Source organism: Streptomyces sp. NBC_01707, assembly GCF_041438805.1.
Classification (GTDB): Bacteria; Actinomycetota; Actinomycetes; order Streptomycetales; family Streptomycetaceae; genus Streptomyces.
The window spans coordinates 201044-223274 of record NZ_CP109191.1 but is presented as its reverse complement, the minus strand read 5'-3'; the positions used below and the strand labels follow the sequence as shown (position 1 = coordinate 223274).

The 22231-nt window shown below is 62.4% G+C and carries 15 protein-coding genes and 3 pseudogenes; 6 read left to right on the top strand and 12 right to left on the bottom strand.

Annotated elements, in window-relative coordinates; all coding sequences use genetic code 11:
• The first annotated feature begins 181 nt into the window (after positions 1-181).
• The 6 genes and pseudogenes from OG963_RS43925 (at position 182) to OG963_RS43900 (ending at position 6815) form a co-directional block, all read left to right on the top strand.
• Complete coding sequence (locus tag OG963_RS43925; RefSeq protein WP_331750230.1) at positions 182-706, top strand: GNAT family N-acetyltransferase; 525 nt, start codon at positions 182-184, stop codon at positions 704-706.
• 171 nt (positions 707-877) lie between these two features.
• Positions 878-1677 (top strand): annotated as a pseudogene (locus tag OG963_RS43920) (IS5/IS1182 family transposase).
• A 549-nt stretch (positions 1678-2226) separates the two neighbouring features.
• Positions 2227-3294 (top strand): helix-turn-helix transcriptional regulator, encoded by a 1068-nt coding sequence (locus OG963_RS43915; protein ID WP_331750228.1) that lies wholly within the window; start codon positions 2227-2229, stop codon positions 3292-3294.
• Between the two features lie 402 nt (positions 3295-3696).
• A pseudogene (locus OG963_RS43910) lies at positions 3697-3899 on the top strand (IS5/IS1182 family transposase); the annotation flags it as partial.
• A gap of 43 nt (positions 3900-3942) precedes the next feature.
• Positions 3943-4542, top strand: a complete 600-nt coding sequence (locus OG963_RS43905; protein ID WP_331750226.1) for a hypothetical protein — start codon at positions 3943-3945, stop codon at positions 4540-4542.
• 935 nt (positions 4543-5477) lie between these two features.
• Positions 5478-6815 carry a helix-turn-helix domain-containing protein gene (locus OG963_RS43900; RefSeq protein WP_331750224.1) on the top strand — a complete coding sequence of 446 codons (1338 nt, stop codon included), beginning with the start codon at positions 5478-5480 and terminating at the stop codon, positions 6813-6815.
• A 331-nt stretch (positions 6816-7146) separates the two neighbouring features.
• Here OG963_RS43900 and OG963_RS43895 read toward each other — a convergent pair whose 3' ends face one another.
• The 12 genes and pseudogenes from OG963_RS43895 to OG963_RS43840 form a co-directional block, all read right to left on the bottom strand.
• On the bottom strand, positions 7147-7980 hold the full coding sequence (locus OG963_RS43895; protein WP_331750222.1) for an alanine--tRNA ligase-related protein: 834 nt from the start codon (positions 7978-7980) through the stop codon (positions 7147-7149).
• Positions 7981-9421: 1441 nt separating this feature from the next.
• Positions 9422-9838, bottom strand: a complete 417-nt coding sequence (locus OG963_RS43890) for a hypothetical protein (RefSeq protein ID WP_331750326.1) — start codon at positions 9836-9838, stop codon at positions 9422-9424.
• A gap of 52 nt (positions 9839-9890) precedes the next feature.
• On the bottom strand, positions 9891-10187 hold the full coding sequence (locus OG963_RS43885; protein ID WP_371800408.1) for a hypothetical protein: 297 nt from the start codon (positions 10185-10187) through the stop codon (positions 9891-9893).
• A 171-nt stretch (positions 10188-10358) separates the two neighbouring features.
• A complete protein-coding gene (locus OG963_RS43880) occupies positions 10359-10505 on the bottom strand; it encodes a hypothetical protein (protein WP_331750217.1) in 147 nt (48 codons plus the stop codon).
• A 42-nt stretch (positions 10506-10547) separates the two neighbouring features.
• Positions 10548-11362 (bottom strand): IS5 family transposase gene (locus OG963_RS43875; RefSeq protein ID WP_331750324.1). Its coding sequence is split into 2 segments (ribosomal slippage): positions 10548-11020 and positions 11020-11362, totalling 816 coding nucleotides; the frame shifts between segments, so codons are not numbered across the junction.
• 270 nt (positions 11363-11632) lie between these two features.
• On the bottom strand, positions 11633-13033 hold the full coding sequence (locus OG963_RS43870; protein ID WP_331750215.1) for a serine/threonine-protein kinase: 1401 nt from the start codon (positions 13031-13033) through the stop codon (positions 11633-11635).
• Between the two features lie 426 nt (positions 13034-13459).
• Complete coding sequence (locus tag OG963_RS43865) at positions 13460-14194, bottom strand: 4'-phosphopantetheinyl transferase superfamily protein (protein WP_371800407.1); 735 nt, start codon at positions 14192-14194, stop codon at positions 13460-13462.
• 333 nt (positions 14195-14527) lie between these two features.
• Entirely contained in the window at positions 14528-16213 is a 1686-nt protein-coding gene (locus OG963_RS43860; RefSeq protein WP_331750209.1) for a DUF885 domain-containing protein, read from the bottom strand.
• A 945-nt stretch (positions 16214-17158) separates the two neighbouring features.
• The gene (locus tag OG963_RS43855; RefSeq protein WP_331750206.1) at positions 17159-17491 is read right to left on the bottom strand and encodes an Lsr2 family protein; all 333 of its coding nucleotides are present in this window, start codon (positions 17489-17491) and stop codon (positions 17159-17161) included.
• A 312-nt stretch (positions 17492-17803) separates the two neighbouring features.
• A pseudogene (locus OG963_RS43850) lies at positions 17804-19052 on the bottom strand (NF041680 family putative transposase); the annotation flags it as partial.
• Positions 19053-19732: 680 nt separating this feature from the next.
• The gene (locus OG963_RS43845; protein WP_371800406.1) at positions 19733-20749 is read right to left on the bottom strand and encodes a helix-turn-helix domain-containing protein; all 1017 of its coding nucleotides are present in this window, start codon (positions 20747-20749) and stop codon (positions 19733-19735) included.
• Positions 20750-20922: 173 nt separating this feature from the next.
• On the bottom strand, positions 20923-21792 hold the full coding sequence (locus tag OG963_RS43840; protein ID WP_331750322.1) for a helix-turn-helix domain-containing protein: 870 nt from the start codon (positions 21790-21792) through the stop codon (positions 20923-20925).
• Between the last annotated feature and the right edge of the window lie 439 nt (positions 21793-22231).

Here is a 22231-nt window from a genome sequence, read left to right as displayed (position 1 = left end):
AGCCTCGGACACCGTCGAGCTGCCCGGGGCCTTCGCCGTTAGCAACGCGGGATTCTCTCACTCGCAGGGGCACAACCAACTGATAGTCCACGCCTCAGACGCCGAACCAGCGGCGCTGCCCGAACTGGTTGCACAGGGTCTTGGACCGCGCCAGCATTACAGGATCAAGATGTTGGACTAGGTGCACGGGGAGCGGGCCACCCCGGTGCTGGCGGCGGCCGGCTACCACCGGGACACCGAGCTGATACTGGCCCGGGAGACAGCTGGCTGCGCGCTGCCCGAACCTGCCGCGCACCCGGTCGAGCTGGGCGAGCTGCGAGCAGCGGTGTTCCGCCAGCAGCTGGAATGGGGCTTGGACGCGGATCTCGCTCGACAGCTCACCGAGCGCCGCACCGCCCGCCTGCGCGGCGCCGAGGAGGTGTTCTTCCTGGCCGCCCGGACACCAGATGGGGAGATCGCGGCCTGGGCCGACCTCTACCGCGACCGAACCTCTGGGCTGGCTCAGCTGGAGGACCTCGTCACCGCCGTGCTGCACCGTAAGCAGGGCCACGCAAACACCCTGCTCGCCACAGGTCTGGCGTTGGCCGCCGCTGCCGGGATCCCGCAGCTCTTCCTCATCGCGGACGTGACCGACTGGCCGCGCGAGTGGTACTCCTGCCGCGGCTTCACCGAGCTTGGCCGCAGCTACTCCTTCCTCAACCGCTGACGGCGGGGATGAACCGGGGCCCACTGCTGCCGAGCACCCTGAGCCCGGGCTCGGCAGCAAATCAACGACGGTGCACCAACTTCCCCAAGGTGTATGCGAGTAGGCGATAGCAGGCAGACGCGGCTCGCCCGATCACGGGGCTCTCTATGCTTCATGATCACCGGGGGATCCGTGCCTGCTGTCCCGTCATGCATTCTCGCCCCGATCCGCGACCAGTTCCTCGCGCTGCTGCCCATGCGCGAGGACCAGCACCCGCTGGACTGCCACAGCCCGCGGATCAGCGATGCGCTCGTCTTTGACCGCCTGGTGCAGGTCCTGGTCTTCGGCTGCGGATACGAACGTGCTGCCGACGAGCATTGCTCGGCTACCACCTTGCGCCGGCGCCGCGACGAGTGGTTCGCGCTGGCGTGATGGAGACCTTGCGGCTGATCGCGCTTGCCGCTTACGACCGCATGATCGGCCTCGAACTCGACCGCTTGAGCGCCGATGGCTGCATCACCAAGGCGCCCTCTGGGGGCGAGTACGCCGGCAGGAGTCCAGTCGACCGAGCCAAACTTGACCTGAAGCGCTCGCGGTTGACCGACGGTACCGGCATGCGGCTGGTTACCGAGCCCGCACCGGCCAACACCTGCGACCACACCCTGCTGCCCGCTACCCTCGTCCGCTTCACCGCCCTGGAGCCGATCCTCGGGCCGCTGCCCAGGCACCCGCGCCTTGCCCTGGATGCCGGATACGACTACCACATGGTCCACGACGACCTGGCCGCCCGCGGGATCGACGCGCGCGGCACAAACACCCCGATCCAGACCGGCGGCCGTTGGGTGGTAGAGCGCACGAACTCCTGGATGCACAACTTCCGCAAGCTCCGGCGCTGCACCGAACGACGGTGGGCGGCCCTCGAGTTTCTCCTCGCCCTGGCAGCCGCCGTCATCACCGTCCGCTGCCTGATCCGACACTCCTGGCCCCCTTAGCGCTGGAACACCCGACCCGGTAGCCCACGCATGCGATGACCTACTGGCGGACGCTCTAAAAAACGACATACCCCTCAAGGTGATCTTGCCACAGCGGTCAGGCACCTGGGCGCCCCGTGTGCCACTGTCCCGTATCCGCCCCTCCGGGTGGCTCGCATTGGCGGGCTGCAATCAGGTGCCATCTCTAAAAACGGAACGATCCAATCCGATTCTTTGACTCTATATTGACAAGCTTGTCATGCGCCACTATCGTCATAGTCGACGCAGTGTGGGGTCGGCCTCTAAATGATCGAATGAGGGGCGGGACGAAAAGCCCTTCCTGGCTTTCGTGCCCCCTTGTGAAGCCGATATTCCGCACCGTCTGGGAACTCGTAGTCAGCAGTGAGTGGGTGGGGGCGTGGGTGCGAGCATCCGGCGCCTGCGGGCCGGGCTCCGCGTCCAGGCACCCAACAAGCTGTCCGGGCCAGAGGAACGGGGTTCGTAGTGTTCGCAGTGAACGAGGGCCGGTCATCCGAACCGTCACCACGGCCCGGCGATATAGAAGTCGCCTTGTATCGCTGGCTGGCGCGAAACGGCCGGATGGATGCCGGCCTCGCCGCGCGAGAACTCGGCTTACAAAGGGACGAACTGGAGGCCGCTGTAGCCTCGCTCACGGCTCTCAGACTACTTCGTGCCGATCCAGAAGATCCCACCCGCTTTCGCCCGGTCGACCCGGATCTTGTAGCTGCTGTCGTTACAACTTCCATGGAATCCGCCATCCACACCCAGCAGAGGGAGCTTCACGGCATTCGAGAGCGATTCGCGAATCTGCGCGACCACTACCGGGACAGTCTGCGCCAGCTTCGCCCGGCGGCCGAGGTCATTCCCGGTCCGGGAGAGGTCCGCGCCGCGTTGACCCTCGCTTCCCAGGAATGCACTGTGGAGATGCTTACCTGCCAGCCGGGCGGCCAACGGGTCCCCGAAGTTCTCCGGGAAGCTCTTCCTCGCGACACCGCGATGCTGTCCCGCGGAATACGAATCCGCACGCTGTACCACCACACGGCCCGATTCAACGGCCCGAGTCAGGCATATGTCGCAACCCTGTCTGCCCACGGCGCTGAATACCGCACCAGGCACGAGTTGTTCGGGCGGTTCATCGCTTTCGATAGAAATCTAGCCTTCATCCCTGAACTAGGTGATACCTGGGGTGCCGTCGTAATCAGAGAGCCGTCCATCGTGAGCTACCTGTGTGACGTGTTCGAGCAGGAGTGGACGCAAGCCACCCCCTTCTCTGATGCCGCCGCTGATGGCCTGGAGCTCGTCGCGAAGGACATCAACCGCACAATCCTGCGACTGATGGCGGCAGGGGTGAAAGACGCCACGATCGCGCGCCGCATCGGCATGTCACTGCGGACCGCGCGGAAACATGTCGCGGACATCATGGAGATGCTAGGCGCAGAGAGCCGCTTCCAGGCCGGTGTGCTGGCGGCCCAACAAGGCTTGCTCGCACAGAAACAATTGGATTCTGCATCTGCCGACGAGGGGCTATCCCGTAAGTGGGTTCCGCTGTCAGCGCGGGCTTCTGAGGGAGAGCAGCGGGACGTGCTTCTCGACGCAGAACCGCAGGACGTCGGCTAGCCGACGGGCGTCCGCGATGTACTGGTGCAGGAGAGTATCGTCGCTGTTCTGCGCCCACTCATCAGCGATCGCCTCCAACCGAGCCAGGATCACTGCGCAGTCTGCAGATGAGAGGTCGTCACGGCCGTCATCAGGTGATCGAACAGTGGCTCCACCGCAGTGGTCACATCACTCCACAGCCGATCGCCGCCGAAGCCTCACATCTCGGAGAGGTCGAACGCCTCGGTCTGAGCCGGGTGCCGCCGAAACGCGGCAAAGCCGCTGTAGGACAGGAGCCGTCCGGACTGCTGTTGTCCCCATAGCCTGGGAAAAGAACCAGTCCTATCTTCCCTCCCTGTCCTGCATGCCAAGCGCACAGGATCGACGGAATCGTCCTGCCTCCGCAACTGAGATGATCTCCGAGTGTCTGTGATCACGGCGTCGGAGTCGTCCTTGATAGCCCCCTTCACCCAGCTCAGCCCTCGGCAAGGCTGGTCACCGACCTGCGACAAGGAGGCGCGGACCCTGTCCGCAAGGGCCGGCCGTCGAACCTGCCGCTGGAGGACCGGGTCCTGCTGGTCGCCGCGTACTGGCACACCAACTTCACACTGCGGAAGCTCGCCCCAAAAAGAGTAGCCCGGGCGGGGCCTTTGGCGTCGGCCACACATAATGGGTGCTGAGAATCCCTGTGGCAGCGTTGCCGAGATCGACCCGACGTATATCGACGACCCGAACGGCTACGTACCTCCCGAGGCCATCCGCGGGGCGTGGTTGGTGGATAACAGCGGGAAACTGACAGGCGAGTACCAGGAGAATCTCCGTCACGGGGTGCCACAGGACGACTTCAGCAAGCTCACTGATCCTGATCACTGGCTTGGCTGGCTCGGCGATGATCCCGCGGCCGCCCTCCGGAAGGGCCTCGAAGAGTCCTTGCGCGCCCAGGTGGAAGACGCAGTGGTCGACTGGGTCAAGATCCTTGAAACGCCCCGGTTTCTCACGGGTGGGCGTCGACATTCTGAGGACGAACAGGTCATGTTGGTCACCCGCGCGGCGCTCGCCGCGCCGTTTGCGTTGTCCGTGCGCACAACGCAGCACGGGCGTTCCATCCTCCTGGGGGTGTTCTCCTGGGCGGCGGTGAACCTCTCACCGCCCGAAGTCCGCAAGGCCCGGCACTGGTTTGACCTGGGCGTCGGGCTGGACTGGGCCAGTGAACGACTTCAAGGGCGGATCTACGAGATTGACGGTGAGGACGGCACCGCCGAGCGGTAGAGCGGCAATGCCACTCCGTACCTGCGGTCAGAGCGGATACATGACGTTGTAGGAGCCCATGACAGGGAGGAGCCTTCCGAACCTTCAACTGGCGGGCGGATCCGACCCCTCTGCTTACTGCGCAACAAAGTGCGCGCGCCAGGCGGACCGAACGGGTCCGGCAGCTAGGTGCGATGAAATCACAGAGCTCGACCGCCATCTCAACAGTGCGTCGCTCAGGCAGCGGCCGGCCTCATGGGCGTCAATGGACTCGTGGCCGAAACGGTCGCGGTCTGCTCGTCTCGGTCCGAGACGACCCCGATCGGCTCCGAACTGGCCTGGCACCGTCGTGCAGCACGGCGTCGTCCAGTGTGGCGACGTCCACGGCGCCGTGGTGCACGGCATGCCGCCTCGCCCCCATCACTGACTGAGGGCGCGTCAAGGGGGCCTCGTCGGCCTCCATCGAGTACATCGAAAGCTGTTCGGGCTGACACCAGGCCACCTATCGAGCCTGTCTCTCTTATACGACGGCAACCGGTGGCATTTGGCGTCCTGCCGAGCGGTCAGAGCGACGCCACACAGTTGGCCGAGTTTCACGGCCGTCGCCGTCTACAGGGCCAACACCTACGAACTCGCATGATGCCGGGCACCGGGGTGACCGCTGCAACGGGGCACCAAGAGTCGGGCGTGGCACCAGCCGGCATCGGCATTTGTCAGCAACGCGACTGTTTACACCAGCTACTCTATGACTAGACTGTAATATAAGTAGTCAGCATTGCCAGTGATCTAGAAGGTACCGTGTCCATGGCGGACGGGCTGAGCCTGGCGTCATCCGACACCGAAAGCTAGAAAGTGAGCATTTCGTAATGACATTGACAGGTCGTTACGCTGCCCCGTCGACAAACTACTAGCCTCCAATCGGGTCGCCGTCGGAGCCTGACAAGTGAGGAGTCACAGTGACAGATTACGAATCCTTGGGGTCACGGATTAGGCGTCTCCGGAGAATGGCAGGCTTGTCACAAGAAGCCTTGGCCCGCCCGGACTTGTCTCCTAGCTACGTCTCTCTACTGGAGGCCGACAAACGTGTACCTTCCATGGAGGTCATCGCACAGCTCGCTGAGCGGCTTGGCTGTGATGCCTCCTATTTGTCTGGATCGCTCGCCAAGCACGATGCCGTCGACTTGGAGCTGGAGTTGCGCTACGCACAACTTGCGTTGCGCAACGGCGATGCGGAGGCAGCTCTGACGGGGTTCACAGAACTGCGCAACAGATTGTCCGCCGCCGAACACTATGATCTCCTCTTCTCCGTCGATCTGGGAATTGCACAATGCCTCGAACATAAGGGAAATCTCGAGGACGCCGCGCTACGCTATGAGACACTACATCGACAGCGCGTTACAGAGGGACGGGGAGCCGTGGATCAGCTCGGCCTGGTCATGTCCCTATGCCGCTGCTATCGAGAGCTAGGGAATTTGTCTCATGCGATAGGAGTTGCCGAGAAGGCTCTTGCGGAGGCAAATGACCTTCCCCCCAGCGTTGAGTACCTGGAATTGTTGTCCACCCTAATCGGCATCTATACCGAACGTGGCGACCTGCACCGTGCCGGGTTCCTTGCCTCCCAGGCAATAGGCCGAGCGGCGATCGTGACCGATCGCAGGGCGCTAGGGGGAGCTTACTGGAACGCCAGTGTGATTCTGCATCGTCAAGGGCGATCGAACGAGGCGCTGACACTCATCACGAAGGCCGTCGCCATTTATGCTGAAGGCGATGACGAACGTGCTCTGGCACGAGTCCGCAACGCGTACGCCACTGTCTTGCTGCAGACAGAGGATGCGAATCCGGAAGCGGCCAAGGCGCTGCTCGAACAAAGCGCGGTCACGCTACGGGCTGTCGGAAGCAGCATTGACGTCGCCTATGTTGAAACTGCGATAGGTCGGGCTGACGTCATGCTCGGTCAGCCAGAAAGCGCAATCCAGCACGCCGAACGCGCCCTGGACCTGCTGGGCCCGGAACATCGCCTTGAAAGCGCACGCGTTCAGCTGGTCCTCGCGGCAGCACATCTGCTGCGCGACGACCATGAAGCAGTACAGACTGCCTACGAGCGCGGTGCTCTACTCCTGGAGGCCTCCGAAGCAGGACGCCAAGCTGCCTTCGCGTGGTCCGAATTGGCCGAGATTCTGGAAAAATGCGGGGAGAGCGAGCGCGCCGTGTGGGCCTACCGACAGGGCATGCGTCTCATGGGACACCGCAGTAGTCTCATATCAGTCGCACGACCAGACCTAGAGCGGAACTAGATGTTGTTCGGATCACGCAGATACCTCCGAGGAAAACTGCCGGACAGCGGCAGAAATTCCCTCGGATAGTTCTGCGGCAAGATCGCCACGAGGGTCAATTTGGCGACCGATGCTCGCCACCACTCTGTTTATGTTCATCTCCTCGCCGTTCGAGCGCGCAGGAATTCGCCTTTACCGCCGCCGACGCTCGCCTACCTGTCTAATTCCGTAGAAGTCTCACCGCACCAGACCGGACAAGGTCTCCACGGAGAAAACGGGTGGCCTTTTCCTGTCGAAGAGCTGATCGCGCCGCGAGTCCTTTATCGAGCTCTTCAGTCATGTGGCTGGCGGGTTATCTGCTGGGCGATTCTGTGGCGTCGGTGTCGCGTCCCGCTGTGCCGACCGACCTCCGATCAAGGCGGTGTGCCTCGTTCCCGGATAAGTGGTTACAATCAAGCCTGGCCAATTGTTGCAGGGAAATAGTAAAGCCGTTCTCTTGACACCAAGCCATAGCTATAGCAAGGGGAACCCCTCGTTCGCTGCGTAGGCGCAGGAGGAAATGCGCGCGATCGAGGGGATGCTGGTGTCGGGCCATTACATTTTTCAGAAGAATCGGCGCCCTGGAAAGCACGCGCGAGAAGCGATCCTGCTCCTCCTTGACGGTCTCGAGTAAGTAACCGCTGAGCGGCGTGAAACCTAGCTGCGCGCGCACTGACTCATCCGCCACTTGCACCAGACTTTTAAGCTGAGTCAGGGAAGCCCCTGTGAGGACCAGTTCTGTGCCTGCCTGTCTCAGTAGTCGGCGCACCACGTGTGCATGCCCGCGTGGCCCAGGCAGGAACCCGGATCCGATGAGCAACGCAACGGTGAATGCGCGATCGACCAGCACACGGACACGCTGGTCATGCGCGGTTCGAGTCTCCCTCGATGCGAGGACCTCATGGACGCTCTTCACCAGCGTCGCGAAACGCCGGACGCCGAAGGGTTCACGAGTGTCGTCCAAGACACTAAGGAGCTCGCTCTCCAGCACGGCGACCTCCAGCAGCGAGCGCACCGGGGACGCTCGGCTGAACTGCAGGCGGGCGAGTACGAGGTAGCGACCGCAGCGACACCCGGGACCGCAAGAACTGCTGCAGGGGGCTCCGACGGGGAACTCGATGCTGAGCTGCTGCCCCGCTGTGAGCATCGCCCGATTCATTGTGCCGAGTGAATGCCAGTCGAACCCTATCCGGTGAGCCCCCACCCCGAGGTGGCCGAGGGCCTGGTGCAGGGGGTCAGCTTCCGAGGGGCGTGTGGACAAGACGAACGCCAGGTCGTTCGAATCAACCCCGGCCCGCGCCAGAGCCGAGGCAATCTCCGCGATGGGAACGTGGAACGGGCGAGCCCCGGCCCAGACGGCGCTCAGCACGCGCTGGGCCGACGGGGGCATCGCCGCCGGCACCGAATGTACCTGGCGCGCTTCGATCGACCAGCGCAGTGTGTAGACGCCCCCCCGGGAGTGTGACAACGACGTGAGAAGTGGATCGATCCACGACGACACGAGGTGACTCGCGAACAGCCCAGGACGGGCGGACGGTGTGAGAGGCGGAGGCGGCTGCCAGCGGTATCCCTGGTCGGCCAATGCATCTGACACCTGCTGGATGGCGGTCGGCGCAGTCGTCACAACTTGCCACTCCAGATGTATTAGTGACTTAAATGTGACAGCCAGTATAACAAAAGCTTTAGGTCCCCTTGTCAGTAGCTTGATATCGCCAAATATAACCTCAATACGCCCAAGCAACTTCACAGCAAAATCGGGCAAGAGGAGTATATTGACTTTGAATCGCAATTCTTGACTGACTGAGTCATGGCCTGTCACGATGTTCTGGCTGGTCTTTGACCTCGGGCTGTACTGACTGAAGGGTGACCGCTGTGCGTACTTTTGTTTTTTTCCTTCTCGCCCCCCTCGTCCTGCTGTTGGGGGACACTCAGGCAGTGAGAGCGGACCTTCCGGTGACGATGGACTCTCAAGTCTCCATAGCAGGGGGCGGTACACCCGTTGATGGCGACCTGCCGTTGTGCTGCTGAAGCACACGCGGTTGCTGTGACTGGTTGATTCGCCGGACGGGTGGTTGGAACGGTTGGGTGGGCAGTGACGTCCGTTCCGACGGTTCGAGGGGCGAGGGCCGAGCCGCTACGGGCGCGCGGGCTGACCGCCCAGGAAGAGCCGAAACTGCAGCAGATCGTGCGCCCGGGCAGTATCAGTTCGGTCCGCTACCCGCGGGTGGCAACCCAGTTGGCATCCGCCAACGGAAACCGCGTGCTGCTAATCGCGCAGCTGGTGGCGGGCCGTCAAGACGTTGCCCCGTATCGAGGTGACAAACCAGGGCTTGCCGATTGCGGGCACGGCCACGATGCGCGGCTTGAGGGCACGCAGCCATGCGGTCGCTCCGTTGTCGCCGGACTCAGCGTTCGTACCGGTTGTGGTCAGAGTGATCCACATCCGCCCGGCGGGATGCCTTTCGGCAGTCCGAAGCGCAGCCGGAGTCCGGTGGCCAAGGCGTCCGGGCAGTTGCCGACGGTGTATGTGACGACGCCCCGTCCGCCGAAGTACCCGGGCTCCGGTTGAGCCGTGACAGTGAGGGAGGTTAGCCGTCGGACGTAGGCGGCGAGGGCACGAAGGCGCGCGGCGACGGGGACACCACGAGCTGCGCCTGGACGGTGACAGAGGTTTCAGCCGCGCTGTCGGTCGGGGCCGGTTGAGGACCGCGCCGGACACCGATCAGCCAGACGGTCATTGACCTCGCTTCTCGTCGACTGGCCGGCTGGGCACTCGCCAATCGTATGCGTGCCGAGCCCGTCATCGACGCCCTCGTAGCAGCCGAGGGCACGCGCGGCAGCCTCGCCGGAGGCGTGACGCACACCGAACACGGGGCGCCGCAGTAAACCTCCGCTGCGTTCGCAGCCGGCACCGCCAACACGAAATGGACGAGTAGCACAGGCACCGCCATCCACGGTGACCCAGCGATGCGGGCAGTCACGCCGCACGTCGGTGCGAAGATCATGAGCAGCCATACAGAAGCAGCCAGCCGAAAGGAGAGTCGAGGAGGAATCCGGTCATGCCGCAAGCCGCTCCGACGCGGGCGACGGCGCGCCTTCAGCGTCAATCGCCGGCTCTGAAGAGGATGCAAAAGTGCGCAGTGATACGTAGGTTCCGAGCGTGACAGCCACCACGATCAGAACGGTCACGCTCGGGGCCGCGCCGTCCGGGTGGATTAGCGGCTGGCCACACAGCGCCTGCCAGACGACTAGAGCGAAGGCTGCGGCGTAAGCCCCCGAGGCGAGCAGGACCAGGCGCATACGATCCCAATTGTCAGCAAAGCGGGTGAAGCGGGGTGCGATGGTGGTCAGCAATCTGGCCAGCAGTGGCAGAAGTTGCGGTGCATGCACGCCGACGAAGTGAGGGACCCGCCGGTCGCGACCAGTCGGTGAGCGGCATGAAGGGCCCGCTGTCCGGTACACCAACACTGTGGGCACCGATCACCTTGGAGACGCCGTACTGCTGTCCCGGCGCGGGCCGTGTCATCAGGAAGCCGAGTTTGCCCCGGCCAGGGCCAGTGCGACCCCGACGAGCATTGCCCAGGCGGTTGCAGGGTTGGCGATTCGAAAACAAAGCAGCAGCACGGCGACAGCGAGCATGCCCAGCCACAGGATGACGACCGTGGTTGCCATCGCGTTGACCAGGGCCTGGTCGAAGGGTGTTTAGACCGTGTCCTATGTGGTGAGGCGAATGAGCCGTTTGTAGCAGCAGAGGGCTGCGGCGAGGCCGAGAAATGCCAGGTAGTTGCGGGGGTGGCGTTCGTAGCGGTGGTTGAGCCGGCGGTGGCCGGTCAGCCAGGACATGGTCCGCTCGATGACCCATCGTCGGCGCCCTAACCGTTCGCTGGACTCGACTCCCTTGCGTGCGATACGAACACCGATGTGCTTGCCCCACAACCATTTTCGCAGGTGGGGGATGTCGTAGGCCTTGTCTGCGTGGAGACGTTCGGGTTTGAAGTACCGGCCGCGGTGAGGGTCGTGTCTCGTTTGGTGACCCTGGATCATGGGCTTGAGGGCGAGTCTGTCGTGGGTGTTGGCTGCCGAGAGGCCGACGACGGGCAGTCCGTTCGCGTCCGACAGGACGTGCATCTTGGAACCCGGCTTACCCCGGTCCACGGGGCTCGGACCTGTGAGTTCGCCCCCTTTTTCGCCCTTACGTGGGCGGAGTCGAGGACAGCTCGGGAGAGATCGAGCAAGCCGGCGTCGTCCAGGCGGTGCAGGATCTCCTCGTGCAGCCGGCCCCACACACCTGCCCGCGACCAGATCAGGAACCGACGATGTACGGTCGACTTCGATATCCCGAAGCACGGCGGCAAAGCCCGCCAGGCACATCCACTGACCAGCCCATAGACGATCGGCGCGAACAGCGTCTCATCAGGCGTGTCCTGCGTCCCGCCGCCCTGCGGCCGCACCCTCGACGGCGGGATCCGCGGTTCCGCGATCTCCCACAGCCCATCCGGAACAATCCAACTCCACGTCCCCTCCACGATGGACTGCACATACCCACCTCGCCACGCAGAACGCTTCCTTACAACCTCCACCGATCCCACAGCCGTTCACCCGGCGGTTTGGGCGTCATGGCAGCGGTTTGGCGGGCTTACGACGAAGTATTGCATCGAGGAGTGGCGGGTCAAGGAGACGCTGGACAAGCGTGGACTTCTGTGACGGTCACGGTCTGCTCGTGCACCGTGCGCTTCCACACGCGCTTAGCTAAGCCAGGCCGACGTGGTCACCGGCTCGGGAATTGATTCAGGTTCCTTTCAGCGCTCCTCGACGTCCTCGCAGGAGATCATTAGAACCACCTTGTTCGACTTAATCGCATGCGGCTCGCGAACCTCGACGCCTATAAGTGTACGGAACGACTCACCGTAATAGGATGAGAAATCCAGGATCTTTGACTGCGTCGTCTTGCCGTCTGCGGCGAACGACAGCGTCTGCCATTTCTCATCGGTCAATGAGTCGTTATCCGCCACCCACCGATACGTCACCTCGGCCGGTGTCCGGTCGACGGTGAACGTCGCGGTGAAGGTGGGGGCCTTCTCGCTGAACGGAGGGCAGGTGCCCCGGTAGGCGCTGTACTCGCCGTCTACGGAGACCTCCACCGTTCCGGCTGTCTGCGGCGATCCCGACATACCCCGCGTCGCCGCGCTCTCCTGCCGCTCGCCGTCCGCCAGCTTGTAGGCAAGCCCACCGCCCACGAGCAGCAGCGCCACCGCGCTTATTCCCAGCACAGTGGTGCGCCGACGGCGCCGGATATGCGTCGGCGCGACCGGTCCGCCAACGATGGGAGCCGTCACCTGACTTGCTGCCGGATGTGCCCTGACGTCAGTGATGCGACCGTCGCGAATAGCGCGCAGTTCCTCATGCGCTTGCTCCGCGGTCAGGCGCCTTTCCGGATCCTTCTCTAGCAGCCCTACGATGACAAGGTCCAGGGGGCCAGCCCGACGGGCCGGAGGCAGATCCTCTTCAACGATGGCGCGCAGGGTGATTAGCGGGGTCGTCTGCCGAAACGGGGAGTGCCCCTCGACCGCAGCATAGAGCAAGATACCGAGGGACCACAGGTCCGACGCGGGGCCTGGCTGCTGGCCCAGGGCCCGTTCGGGCGCCAAGAACTCCGGTGATCCGACCATCTCGCCGGCCATTGTGAGCGCGGACGTGCCTTCGACCATGGCGATGCCGAAGTCGGTGAGCACCACCCGGCCGTCGCGGGCCAGCAGTACATTGGCCGGCTTGACGTCTCGATGGAGCACCCCTGCCGCGTGGGCGGCACGCAGCGCGGCCAGCACCTCCACGGCTACATGGGCCGCGCGTTGCGGGGTGAGCGCGCCGTCGGCTTTGAGTAGATCCGCCATGGACGAGCCGCGAATCAGTTCCATTACGATCCATGGGCGGCCGTCGTCCTTCGCCACGTCGTAGACAGTCACTACATTGGGATGGGAGATCCGCGCGGCCGCCCATGCTTCACGTTCCAGCCTGGCGTTCATGCGCTCGATTTCCGGCGCCGCAAGCTCGATAGGGGCTCTGACTTCCTTGACGGCCACCTCGCGCTGCAGCACTTCATCGTAGGCACGCCATACCGTCCCCATGCCGCCCATTCCGAGAGACGACAGCAGTCGATAGCGGCCGGAAATCGTGCGCCGGTGCTCCTGCCCTGTAGACATGGCTCGCTCATGCATTGGGTGGCCACCCCTTTCACGCTCATTTTCTCCACGCGGAAGGACAGGTCCGGCGAAGCTTTCGCGACCGTCTGTCGCGCCATCCGTCCGATGATCGGTTTCGGCCAGGCGACTATAAGCGTTCGTCCGGTCATTTCGCAGGAATTGGCGTCCAGATCCCATTCTCGCGGCACGCTTGTACTATCGCCTGTAGCAATTTATTACATGTCCCGCTATAGAGGGTGTTACACCTACCCGACCCGCCCGCACTCGAGGGTGCGTGGTTCCAGTACAGAGGATTTCAGGGTGGGGTCGGTGTATTTAGAGGCAATACATCGGTGAGGTCCTCCGACCGCGCCTGCTGTCCAGCTCGTTCGTGCGGCATCTGCCCACTCCTCCGTATCGGTCGGTCGTCCTGCTCTGCCCGCCGGATCATTTTCGCCGGTGGCCGTCCGCGACCGGTGGCCGCCCCGCCGCACGGACGGCCACCGCGGCCGCATAGCCGGCCGGAACCAGCACATCGGCGACCGTCCACCCTGCTGGACCGGGCCGCGGTACCGGCCCGGTGCCCAGATGGTCGAGGGAGAGATCGCGGGCCAGCCCGATGCCCTCGCCCTTGAGATACGCCTCCTTGCGCGTCCAGGCCCGGGCGAAGGCGACGGGCCGGTCCGACGCAGGGAGCGCCGCCAACTCCCGGGACTCCGCCGGATGCAGCATCGCTCCGACCTCCGCCGCGGCCTCGATGCCCGGTACGGCCTCCACGTCGACGCCCAGCGGCACGGCGGCGAACGCGAGCAGCGACAGGTCCCGGCTGTGCGAGAGCGAGAAGTGCACCCCGCCGTCGGTCGCGGGCCGGCCGTGCGGACCACCGCAGGACGGGCACGGCTCGCGGACCATCCGTACGTCGCGGGGTTCCACGCCCAGCCGGGCACCGAGCAGTATCCGCAGCGCCACATGGGCCGCGACATAACAGCGGCGGTCAGCCGACGCGACAAAGCTCTCGGCCCGCCGCCGTTCCCCGGCGTCGAGGATCCCGGGGGCGAGCCGCTCCGCACGATCACCGTGCCGCACGGCGTCCACGATCCACAGGGCAGGTGTCCGGACAGGCCACGACGGCAACGCACCCCGGCCGGCGTCCTCCGGGTCGAACTGGATGGGCTGATGCACCGGTCGAGTCATCCATCCCTGGTCTTGCGTGGGTATCCCCGGCTTCAGCCGTCGCTGGCGTGCTGATTAGAATCGCTATGCCAGCGATGAGGGACCTGTCTCGTCGTCAAATCGGTTGTCGCACGATTTGCACGAGGATACCAAGGCAACTCCCGGAGCTTTCACCGAGCTCGCCTGCGAAGAGGTACGGCCCCAACCCTTATCGGTTGCGGAGATTCTCGTTCACGGAGAACTGCAGATCGACACAGATGTGTCCACCAGTAACGGACCCACCCACAGCGTCAATGAACCGCCGCGACAGGCACTTGGAACATCGGCGCCCTGGATGCCGATTCAAAGGACAGAGATCTCTTCGACCAGGTCGTCCAGTCCTAGCGATCCCAGCGAGAGCGCTGCCATGTGCCACTCTTTGAGGTCGAAGGCGTCGCCGCGCGCGGTGCGGGCTGCTGCCCTGCCAGCCAGCCAGGCCCGTTCGCCCATTTTGTAGCCGATGGCCTGGCCGGGCCGACCCAAGTAGCGAACCAGCTCACTGTCGACAAAATCCGCGGGTCGGCCCGTGTGAGCACCGAGGAACTCCCGCGCCAACTGCGGCGTCCAGCGCTCTCCAGGGTGGAAATGGCTGTCCGGCGGGATTCTCAGCTGCAGGTGCATGCCGATATCCACTATGACGCGGTTGGCGCGCATCATCTGGCCGTCCAGATAACCCATTCGCCACTCGGGGTCAGAAAAGAAGCCGATCTCGTCCATGAATCGCTCGGCATAAAGAGCCCACCCCTCCGTATTCGCACTCACCAATCCGAGTGTCGTCTGATAACGCGATAGTTTTCCGGCAACGAGCGTCCACTGCGCAAGCTGAAGGTGGTGACCGGGCACCCCCTCATGGCACCAGGTGGCCGCCAAGTCGAAAAATGGGAACCGAGTACGGCCCATCGTAGGCAGCCAGGTCCGCCCCGGTCGGCTGAAGTCTTCGGAAGGGCCGGTGTAATAAGGTGCCGCACCGCCAGGGGGGGCGATCCTGACCTCGACCCGTCTGATGGGCTGGGCCAGGTCGAAGTACGTGTCGTCGACCTCCGCGATCACATCGTCCATCAGCGTTTGTAGCCGGTGGCGCACCCGTTCCACACCGTCGATCGCGTGTCCATGCTCGGCAAGATACTCAAGTGCCTGCCAAGGGGTGGCGCCGGGGAGAATGCCGGCAGCTTGCGATGCCATTTCGGCCCTCAGCCGATGGAACTCCGACCAACCGTAGCGGTACGCCTCTTCGAGGTCGGGATCCATTCCGTTCCAGTACCGGACCCATCGGGCGTAGCGTTCGTCACCGGCGATGTCGGGTGAGTCCACGACGGCGGGACCATAGGTCCCGCGGAGCCAGTCACGCAGGGCGGCGTAGGCCCCTGTGGCCTTCGCGGCGGCAGCGTCCAGCTCCTCGCGCAGCACTTGCGGGCCATCGGTGACCAGCTCCTGGAACCAGCTCGACCGCACATCCTCGCCGAGCCACTGGGTGATCTGCCCCGTCACGGCGTCGACCTGCCTGGGTCCCGCTGGGAGTCTTTTGGAGAGGCCTTTGCTGAGCGACGCCCGGTAACCCTCCAGCGCGACGGGCACCATGCGCAGGCGCGCGGCTATGTCGGCATAGTGATCCGGCGTCTCCGTCGGCATGGCGGTGAACACCTCTCGCACGTTGTGCACGGGTGATCTGAGATTGCTTACCGCTCGAAGGTGTTCCTCGGCCTCGTGCATCGCCAGCTCCGCGGTGAGGCGTTCGCGCAGCAGGCGTGCGCAGCGCCGCTCCTCGTCGGTACTCCCGCCGGGCAGGTTCTCAGCCCTGGTGAGTTGCCGCAGCGCAGTGCTGGCGAGCCCGGCACGCGCCTCGGCTCCGGCGGGAGAAAGGTCTGGCAGATGCCGGGCACTGCCGGGCGCTCCCAGCTGGGTGGCCAGAATAGGTTCGAGACGCGACAGGCGATCGAGGTAGTCGTCGGCCACATCACGGGGCAGTTTGTCGTCGGCGGAAGTCTGCATTGCCCCATCATGGCGGACGACATTACTCAGGTGACTTGCGGATCAGCCCGCAGAAATTTGCCGCTGCCACAGGATTGGATGGCGCCGGTGTTCTATCTTGACCCCACTGCAGTGTGATCGGTTGGTGCTGGTCAGCACGGTGATGGCACACGACCACCGATCGTTGAACGCACACCGTCCGACCACGTGGGGTGAGGCCCCATCCCGCGACGTCTTCCTGCGTGGCGGTCTTGCCGCGAACACGCGCCCGATCCGGGCTGCGAGTTCGCCGGGGCCTCGCGACCGGCTCGCAGGGCCCTGGTAGACGCTCGATATCCGCGGGCCACCCTCGAGGCTCGCAGGGGTCTCGATATTCGAGGCCAACGGAGTGGACACCGCTCTCATCAGTGAGCTTCGGAACTAGGCACAGGAATGGCAGGATGATCTTGCACGACGGCTCAGTGAACCCTACGCAGAGCCGAACGAGTAGCGGCTGCACACCGCACTGAGCGGGCTGCCGGCTCTCGACGAAGGCTGGCAGCCTTCGGGCGGCGAACTCGACCGCCTGACGGTCGATGTGTACCAGTAAAGGCGTCGACTCCGGCGTGAAAGAACCAGGCACCGCGAAGCGGGACAGGGTTTTCACCGAGCGCCGGGCAGGACTTGTACCTGCTTACACCTAACAGGAGGCAGTGCGTCTTTCCCTGGACCGCCGAACATCGCTGGCCATCGTTGCTTCAAGATCAAATCAAACATATGTGGGCACCCCGGGCTTCAGCACAGATGGCCTTCGCTTCCGAGGAAGCAGCCGTGTCACCGACTCGTCCAGCGGCGAGACGGAAGGCTGGATCTGTCAGCAGCAGTGCAGACTTCTGCGGGGCACGCCGCGGACCGCGCTGCTCGACCCACCGATCGCGACCTTAGAGTACGAGAGTCCCTAGTCGAGCCCTCTCTCACGCATCGATGTCAGCGGACCTTCCGGAAGGCTTCTCGGATGCTGGCGGGAACGCGGCCCCGGTTATTCACCTCATGACCGTTCTCCCGGGCCCAGGACCGGATCTCCTCAGCTCTGGGTCCGTCTGCAGGCGCCTTACGCGATCGCCTGGCGCTCGAGGTCCGTCCGAGCTTGCGACCATTGCCGATGAAGGGAGCAAGCGCCTCGAACAGCTTGTCGTAGTTATCGGATGCGAGGTCGATCTCATAATTTACGCCGTCGAGTGAAAAGGTGTGCGTCTGCACGTCTTCGGATTCCACATCTGTGAGGTCATCCGTGTAAATGGTCACGATCTTTTGAGCCATAGAGGAATGGTACCCAGTTTTTCCGAGGAGTCCACTCCCAGCTTTTCGAGGAACTTCAAGGAAGACACGGGACTGCCTTCCCGCACAGCACCTCGACGCAGCGCATGCACTAAAAAGCAATCAGATGGATCTAAAGCATGTTATAGAAGGCTGAATGCAGGCATTCCCCCTGTATGCACGAGGTGTTGAAGGCTGAGCCCGTTGTGGGTGGAGACTCCACACTGCGCAGCCTCACCCCCGTCTGGCCCTCCCCAACACCTTCGAGGAAGGCTGAATTGCCATGTCAGTGGCTGAGGCTGTGACCACATGGGGGCTGGCCTTGGGGTGGATGTGCTGAAAGTTGCGGTGTACTCGGGCGGGGGTGAGCCTGTCTGGTGGTGTTGGTCTCTCCCACGGCCGGCGTAGGTCGGCTGCCAGTGTTCGGGCGAGTCGTAGTCGGGTGTAGGCGGCAAGGATGAGCCAGGTCCATCGGTCGGCAGCATTGGGGCTGCGGTTCTTCGGGGAGGTCCAGCCGAGAGTCTGCTTGAACAAGCGGAAGGTGTGCTCAATGTCGAAGCGTCTCAGGTATGCCTTCCAGAGATGGTCGGCGTTCGCGGCAGTGGCGTCGGTGCCGGACCACCAAAGCCAGACCAGCTTCGGTGTTGCTCCGCTGGGCAGATGGCCGATCTCCAGGCGGATCACCGTTCCTTCGACGATGGGGAGGGTGTCGTCGTCTGCCCAGGAAGAGCGGTGGGTCAGTTTGGGGTGGAGTCGGTCCCAGGGCCGGGCCCTGGCGGTGGCGTAGAGACGTGTGTCGGTAACTGCTTCGGTGTCCGGGGTGCCCCAGGTGCCGGGCGGCCCGAAGACGAACTCGCCGCCGTGCCGGGGTGGCCGGCCCTGGGTGTGCGGGAGCCTGGGCGGGACAGCTCGACGCAGGACTCGGTCCGAGCGCATCCGGGCTAATACCTGGACCGGCAGGTCCCATGGCAGGAAGGCGAGGCGGGGTGCGTCGTATCCGGCGTCCGCGACGATGAGGATGTCGAGGTCACCGGTGGACCACTGTCCGGCTGTGATGAGCCGTTCGACCAGGTCACGCAGCTGCCGGGCGGTGACCGTGGCGGGGCCGTATTCGGGCCTCAGACGCAGTGCGGCCAGCGGTGTGGTCCATGAGGCCCGGCTCGAGCGCGCAGACGATCGAGTACGGCCAGCCTGGGATCGGGATGTGCTGGTCCTTGCCCCGACCGTAGGTGTGACACAGGATGCGCTTCGGTGAGGTGTGGGCGTCGGGCCGCAGCCGACAGGTGACGTCGACGGCCAGGACCAGCCGGCCGTCGGCAGCCCGCGGCAGTGGAACCCCGGCCAGTGCCCGCAGAAGCCGGCCGGTATCTGCCCGTCCATGCGCCACAGCCGCGTAGAGCCCGCCATGACCGCGGCGGTGTTCACCCACCAACGACAGCTCGGCCAGCGATCCCACAGGCCCGTCGCCGCACAGAACGGCATCAGCCAGCTCGAACAAAACGTCCGAACGAGCGGTCAGACAGGCGCAGAACACGCGCGCGCGTGTTCCTTGGTCGGAGCACATGATCAGACGAAGGCCGCCTCCATGTACGGCGGTTACCGAACCGGGTGATCAACTTCGACGCAACCTTCGACGACGGACGTTAAAGATCAAGTGAGGTAACGCCGAGACAGTCGCATAGATGCAACTGATCTAGCTTGCGAGTGACTTGGGCTGTCCGCAACGACCAAGACGAGGGTGGATCATTGCGTGTCTCGTGAGTCTTCCAGGCTCCTCTTGCAGTGACATCTCTGATGCACGCTGAACGTTGATCGAAAGGGTGCTCGCATCGCTGCTGTGGCCATTCACGGCATCGACGCCAGCAAGAAGAGAAAAGAGTGCAAGCGCCACGTAGCCACGGAAACGCTCGGCTCTTTGCTCGCGATAACCGTCATGGCCGCCTCGACGCACGACCTACCAGCCGGAAACGCCTGCGCGAAGGGTTCGCTGCTTCGCACTCCAATATGACGAGGTTAGGGTCGACTGCGGATAGTAGATCATGTCTTCTAGCATGTAGAGGTGAGAGGCATCTACGTCGTGAAATATTCATCCACCGAAGAATTCCAAGCACAGACAAAGCACTCGGACACCTGATGCAGAAACGGCACCTAGTCCGCGGTTACGAAGCCCTGCCTCAGCGACCCATTGGCCATTACCAACAGACAAGTTGAGGTTAAGAATGGAAAGCAGCTGACCACATAGGCCTATGCTCGACCCTTCTTCGCACTTCCGCGCGCATAGGATGCTGGAGTTTCTCCGTATTCGGATTTGAATCTCCGAACGAAATGACTAGAATCAGAGAATTTCCACTTTGCAGCTACCTCTGAAACGGTGGTCGACCGATCCGAACTGACGAGATCATCGTGTGCCCCCTGTAGGCGAAGCTGCCGAACTTCGTCCATCACCGAACTACCGATCCGGGCAAATGAGCGGTGCAGGTTTCGCAACGAAACCGCGAGCTCTTTAGCAATCAGAGAAGGCGATAGCTCATCATCCAACAGATGCGCCTCTATGATTTTGCGAGCAGATACAACCGTTAGATTGTCAAAAACACTGTCAGTGTGCTCACGATCGCTTCTAATCAGGCTCGAGATGAGAGTCGCTAGACCGTCCCGCACAACCCTGTCTCGCTGCGGCGATACCGCCCTTTGGCGTTCCGCTTCGAACAACTCTACATAGTTAAGGATGAACTGCGATTCAGGCTTTTGAACGTCGAAGCATAGCGCCTTTGTGTCGCCACGCCTAATTGCATTACTGCCGATTAGACTTCGAGGGATTACAATAAGTCGCGATGAGGTACCAGATTCGCAACTGACCTCCCATTGTCGACTCGTGTCTCGAACGCACATTTGTCCCCGCCGCACATAAACTACTTCACTTCCGGATTCAAATCTCATCGCCCCCGACGCGACCACCTGTACGATCATCGCGGAAGTCTTGTATCCAACTCCAGGAGTAACTTTCGCCGCATCACAACGCAACACGGTAGAAGCTATCTCCCCAATTGAGTACCCAAGAATCTCCATGCGGAATTCTCGCCTAGGCGCGATGTCCGGTAGGCGAAGATGATAGAGATACGCGAAGGGGCCATGAATCTCGTGAGCTATTAATTCGTGGAGGACGCTCCCCCTCTGCGCCTCAGTGATTCGTAGATCGATGACGACTTCCCCGTTCGAGGCTGAGAACGCAGGTCGGCTGAAGCGTGTCACATGCTCACTCATACCAACACTCCACTTACGCAATATCTGATCTACGACTCAACCGTCTCAAAAAAACGGAATGACAACCACACGCCATGGTAGCAACGCGGCGTGCGTTGGGATACTTCAGAGCTGCAAATACGGGAAGGCACCTTCAATGCACCATGGCATAAAACGCAGCCTACCCAGCCCTGTCACTCCCCCGTATTTTGATTTTCTTGAACATAGGACCTAGGGGTGAGTCCATAGGTTTGCTTAAAATTTCGAATGAAATGACTAGCGTCCGAAAAGTGCCACTTTGCTGCTGCATTAGAAACGCCATTTGTAGAGTCAGAGGACAGTAGATCGATGCGCGCTCGCTCCATACGGAGTTGTCTGATGAGGGACATAACGGAACAATCACTTGCAGAGAACAACCTGTGAAGCGTTCTCACCGATATGCCCAGTTTGTTGGCCACTAAAGTTGGTGTGAGGTCTTCATTCTCCAAATTCTCTTCGATCACTGCTCTCGCAGTCAAAACTACTTCATCTGGATCAACTCGGACAGGGGCATTTTTGTCTTCAATTATCCCGGACAGGAGCGACAAGAACGCTCTCTCTGCCAGATCTGAGGCCGCAGGAGAATCGAGAACATCTGCCGTCCTCAGCATATTGAGGTAAGAGAACAACAGTTTTACTTCTGGACTCTTGGCCTCAGCTATACGAGCTCGCCTGAGAGGATCAGCAGAGGAGGTTGGCTTTATAAGGCTTCTAGGGATGGTTAGCACATGGGATGACGTGCGAACTCCGGATGCTAGGTTCCAGGGCTTACCAGAATTTCTCACTATGAGCTGTCCAGGTTGGACCGTATGCTGTTCGCGAGCTCCCTCAAATGTGAGCGACCCGGAAGTTACTGCGTGTATTACGATAGGATCGTCGCCATCCGATTTACCCGACAGTGCGGTTACTGATCCTGATCGCTGCACGGCCGCCAAAACCCTTCCGACGTAGAATCCGGCCACTGTCAACTGGAAACCGTTCGGATTGGTTGGCTGCAGGACGCGCACCTCTTTAAGGTGCCTCATGGGTGGAGGTTTCAGATCGCATAGAACATGGCCTGATTCAGGAATCTGGTCCCGTGGTATCTGCAATCTCCCCAGAAGCTCGAGTCGGTCTCTACCCGCCGACTCTATCGCGCGGACCACTACTTACTGATCCTCCCGCTATTACGGCTTGCCTGGCGTGTTCCTGGGAAGCGGTTCCGGAGGTACCAGCCACAATGCCGCCACTCGTTTCGAAATGTGCGTATTGTGGTTACATGGGCTCTTCTCCTGCAGGAACTTCTGATCTTCATGAGCGCCAGCCTGTTCAATTTCAGTCAACCCGTGGTGAATTAATCCGAACTGCATCACAAAGCACACCCAGTTTTATTGTCTCTCAGCGACGATGGATAGAATCCTGATGCCCATTACGCGAACGCAGCAAACCACACAAAATGGTATATAGGCGTATATTTGGATACAT